Raw genomic sequence first — 3,756 nt, 5'->3', positions numbered from 1 at the left:
GGCCGCTTCCCGGCCCCGCTTCCTGGGCCGGGGCCGGATCAGGCGCGGAAGCCGAAATCCGCCACGAAGGCGAAGCCGGGCGCCCTGTTGAAGAGGTGGGTGACGACGAAGTCGTCGTACAGGCCCGGCGGCACCTCGGTGTCGACCCGCACGCGGACGCTGATGAAGAAGGACGACGACGTGCCCGGCAGGGTGAGGGGGATTTCCTTCCGGTTGTTGTCCGAGCTTTGCAGGCGCGCTGTCGCGATGACCGTCTCCGTGAAGTGGTTCGGATCTCCGGGGGCGGGCCGGAAGTGCGTGACGGTGATCAGGTGGCCCGGATAACCGGCGTATGTCTCCGCGTTCTGCGTCGCCAGGACGAGCTTCGTGGTGTCCGGGCCGCTCGGATCCGTTTTCCGGAGGGTGAGGGGGAGTTCCATCGTCAAACCGGGGTAGTCGGCGTCGCCGAAGGTGCCCGGCTCGTCGCCCAGATGGATTCGCCCCTGCCACACGAGCTCCGAATTGCTGCTGCGCATGAAAAGCCTTTCCTGCCGAAGTGGTGGATCCTGTCTTTCCCGTGCAGGCTAGCGGCGTTCGGGGAGTGCCGGTCCGAGGCGCCCGGCGTGCCGCTCGGATGCTTCGCGTTCACGAATACACAAGAGGGTGGAAGTCGTCAAGACTTCGTCCGGGCGACGCGGCGTGCGGTGGAATTGCCGCCGCCGCATCGGTTCCACCCCGGCCGGTGGGGCCAGTGATTCGCGAGAGGCGCACGGAAGCGCGCGACCCGCCGGAGAGGGGAGGAGCCCATGTGGTTGCCGGAGTCGGTTGGGGTGAAGGCGTGTGTCGTTTTTCGGTGAGTGCGATCACCGGGGGAATGTGCTTTACTCCCGGAAAAACAGCGAGCGGTAAAGGTGCCGTCGGCTGCCGTACCGCGCACGGTCTTCCGCGGGCCGTGCGGCCGTGCCGCGCGTCCGTTCCCCGGAGGGGGCCGTACGGGCGGGGCGCCGGGTGCGGAGTGGCGGCTGTCGCCGTCCCCGGGCCGGTCGGTGAAGCGCTCCGGGCGAAGGCGTGCCCGGCGCGTCCGGCGCGTCCGGTGTGGACGCGGATCGCGGCGGGAGGCGTCGCGCCCTCTCACCGGGCCCGGGTCCTCACCCGGCCCTTCCACGGCGGTGGCGGGTGATCCGGCGGATGTCCCGGCAGTCGCCGTTCGCGACGACCGCGGCCCGGTCCGCGAGCCGGGTCCCCGCCTCGGCGGCGTCCCGGCGACGAGGGGAGCGCCGAGGGCTTTCGGCTGTCCGGCGGCCCACCGGCCACGGATGGGAGCCGCGGGACCCCCGTGATCGGCGCGGGCCCGGAACCGCGGGCGGAGAGGCACCCGCCGTTCCTCCCGGGAACGGCGGGGAAATGACCAGGCGGCGCACGAGACACCATTGTGGGGAAGTGCATGAGAAGCGGGAATCTGCACTACCGGGCGGAAGAAGTCGGCGATGCGCTCGGGTTTCCGGGTGCCGGAATCCTGGCGTGGCTCACCGCCGACCAGCTTCATCCGCCGATGCTGAACGACGAGGAAATGTGGCGGGACGGCAGCCGGTGGGCCCAGGGGGCCCGGGAGTACGTCTGCGAACTCGGCTTGCTCGCGGGCATCGAAACCGGCACCCGAGTACTCGACATCGGTTGCGGGCTCTGTGGTCCCGCTCGCGTCCTCGTCGACCGTTTCGGGGCGACCGTGACCGCCATCAGCAACAGCATCGCGCACGTGGCGACCAGCCGCGTTCTCAACGGCCACTGCTCTCGCCACCGCGACGGCATCTCCGTGCATCACGTCAAGGGGCCGGAAACATGGCCGGAACGACGTGTCGACGTGGCGTGGAGCCTCAACATGCTCTACCAGGTCCCGGACCACCGGGAGTTCTACGGGCGGGTGGGCGACCTGCTGGTTCCCGCGGGCCGTTTCCTGGTGGACGACTGGATGGCCACGGACCTGATGACCGAAAGCGACCTGCGGGACTTCGGCCACCATTTCCAGTACCGGGGAATTGCCAGGATCTCGCAGATCGAATCGGAGCTCGTGGCCGCCGGCTTCTACCCGGCCGCCCACGTGGTCGACCGCGGGGAAGTGGGGCGGGGACCCATGCGGCGGCACTTCGAGCCGGTCATGACGGGCCACTTCCTGCCGCGGCTGCTGGCGAGGTGGCCGGACGGCGACGGGACGGGCGTCAGCGGCCGGCGAATGGTCCGGGACTTCCTCGACGCCGTGAACCTGACGCTGGACCTGTACGCCTCCGGAAAGCTGACGTACCGGACCATCGTCGCGGTCAAACGATGAGTCTCCCGCCGGCGGGCGACGCGGGCACCGGCCCTCCGGCGGCCCGCCGGGGACGCGGCGCGTGCCCGGGGCCTTCCTTCCCGCACCTCCCGGGCGCGGCGTCGGCTCGGCCCTGGGAGGCGGCCGCCGGCCCCGGCCTCCCTGACGCGGGCACCGCCGGTGCTCCCGCGACCCCGTGCATCCGGGTCCGGGCTCCTGCGGTGGACCGGCCCCGGGCGCACCGCGGTCAACGGACGGGACGGCGGTCGAAGTCCTCGCCGGGTGTTCTGTCCAGGAGGATCCCGCTGCCTCCCCCGATTTCGTTCCGGGGAATCAGGAGGTGATTCAATTCGGGCGAGGCCCGGCGTTCCTCTTCCGAGGGCTGGCACTGGTTCAGGGAGTAGTGCGACCGGAATGCGGGAGGAAGGCCCCCGTGGTCGGGCAGGTACCAAAGGACGACACCCGGTCGCTCCCCGGCGGTGGTGTTCGCGTGCGTGGAATGCAGGAGCCGCACGTCGCAGACGACGAAATCATGCGGTGCCAGGGGGATTCCGACCTCGTCCTCCTGGTCCTCGAACGCGGGGTGATCGGCCGGAAGCCGGTTGATCTCCTCGGTGTGCGCGGGGGGAAGAACGGAATGCAGCCGGTGGCGTCGCCTGTGCGACCCCGGGATCACCCGCAGGCACCCGCTCTCCGTGCTCGAGCCGGTCGGGTACGTCAGCACGGAGATCTGGGGCGGCATGTCCGCGAAGGACAGTTCGTCCTTCCACGCCCACCAGTCCTGGTGCCACCACAGTCTCGGCGAGCGGGGCGGCTTCGAGATCAGGTAGCCGCTCAGCCAGCGGAGGTCCGCCGCTCCGAGCCGACGCAGGGTGCCGAGGATCGCCTCGTCCGCGATGAGGCGGGACCAGGGTTCCCGGAGGGGGGAGGCGGGCACCATGCTCCCCTGGAAGGGAAAGGCGCGGCGCTGCGGAGCGTCAAGTCCCCGGAGGAGCCCGCCGATTTCCCGGGTGACATGCGCGACCAGGTCTTCGGTCAATCCACCCCGTACGACGATGTAGCCGTCCTCGGCGAACTTCTTCCTCAATTCTTGATCTTCCACCGAGAATGCTCCACATATCGAGGCCCGGCCCGGGGCCGGTGACGGGCCGCCCGCGGCGGCGCCCGACGGCGTGCGAACCCTATCAATTCTCCCTTATCGATGTTGTGGCCGGAAGGACGGATGGACACGCTTTCCGGACCGACCCGGAGGCGGGGAAACACCGGAATGGCGCCCCGGCCCCGGAGGCCGGTTCGGCAGGTGTCGTCCCGACCCGTCCGCGCCCCGTCCGCGGGTGGGAGCCGAAGCCCCGCCCCACCGTGGACGGGCGGCCCGGGGCCCGCTCGCGGCCGGATGCGGATGCCGGTCCGCGGTACGGACGGCGGCGCCGCGCCCGCCCCGGNNCGNCGNCNGTCCNNNTNNCNNTTGGNNG

At 70.8% G+C, this 3,756-nt stretch carries 3 protein-coding genes; 1 reads left to right on the top strand and 2 read right to left on the bottom strand.

Annotated elements, in window-relative coordinates; genetic code table 11:
• Positions 1 to 38 precede the first annotated feature (38 nt).
• Entirely contained in the window at positions 39 to 515 is a 477-nt protein-coding gene (locus MW084_RS09450) for a hypothetical protein (protein WP_010476468.1), read from the bottom strand.
• Positions 516 to 1,423: 908 nt separating this feature from the next.
• On the opposite strand from MW084_RS09450, the gene MW084_RS09445 reads away from it, so the two are divergent.
• Positions 1,424 to 2,305: an SAM-dependent methyltransferase gene (locus tag MW084_RS09445; RefSeq protein WP_158684391.1), complete on the top strand. Its 882-nt coding sequence runs from the start codon at positions 1,424 to 1,426 to the stop codon at positions 2,303 to 2,305.
• A 226-nt stretch (positions 2,306 to 2,531) separates the two neighbouring features.
• Here the strand turns inward: MW084_RS09445 and MW084_RS09440 are convergent, their stop codons facing one another.
• Positions 2,532 to 3,386, bottom strand: coding sequence for a phytanoyl-CoA dioxygenase family protein (locus MW084_RS09440; RefSeq protein ID WP_010476472.1), 855 nt, complete (start codon positions 3,384 to 3,386; stop codon positions 2,532 to 2,534).
• Between the last annotated feature and the right edge of the window lie 370 nt (positions 3,387 to 3,756).

The organism is Streptomyces sudanensis (assembly GCF_023614315.1).
Classification (GTDB): Bacteria; Actinomycetota; Actinomycetes; order Streptomycetales; family Streptomycetaceae; genus Streptomyces; species Streptomyces sudanensis.
This window is presented reverse-complemented; position numbering and strand designations above follow the sequence as displayed.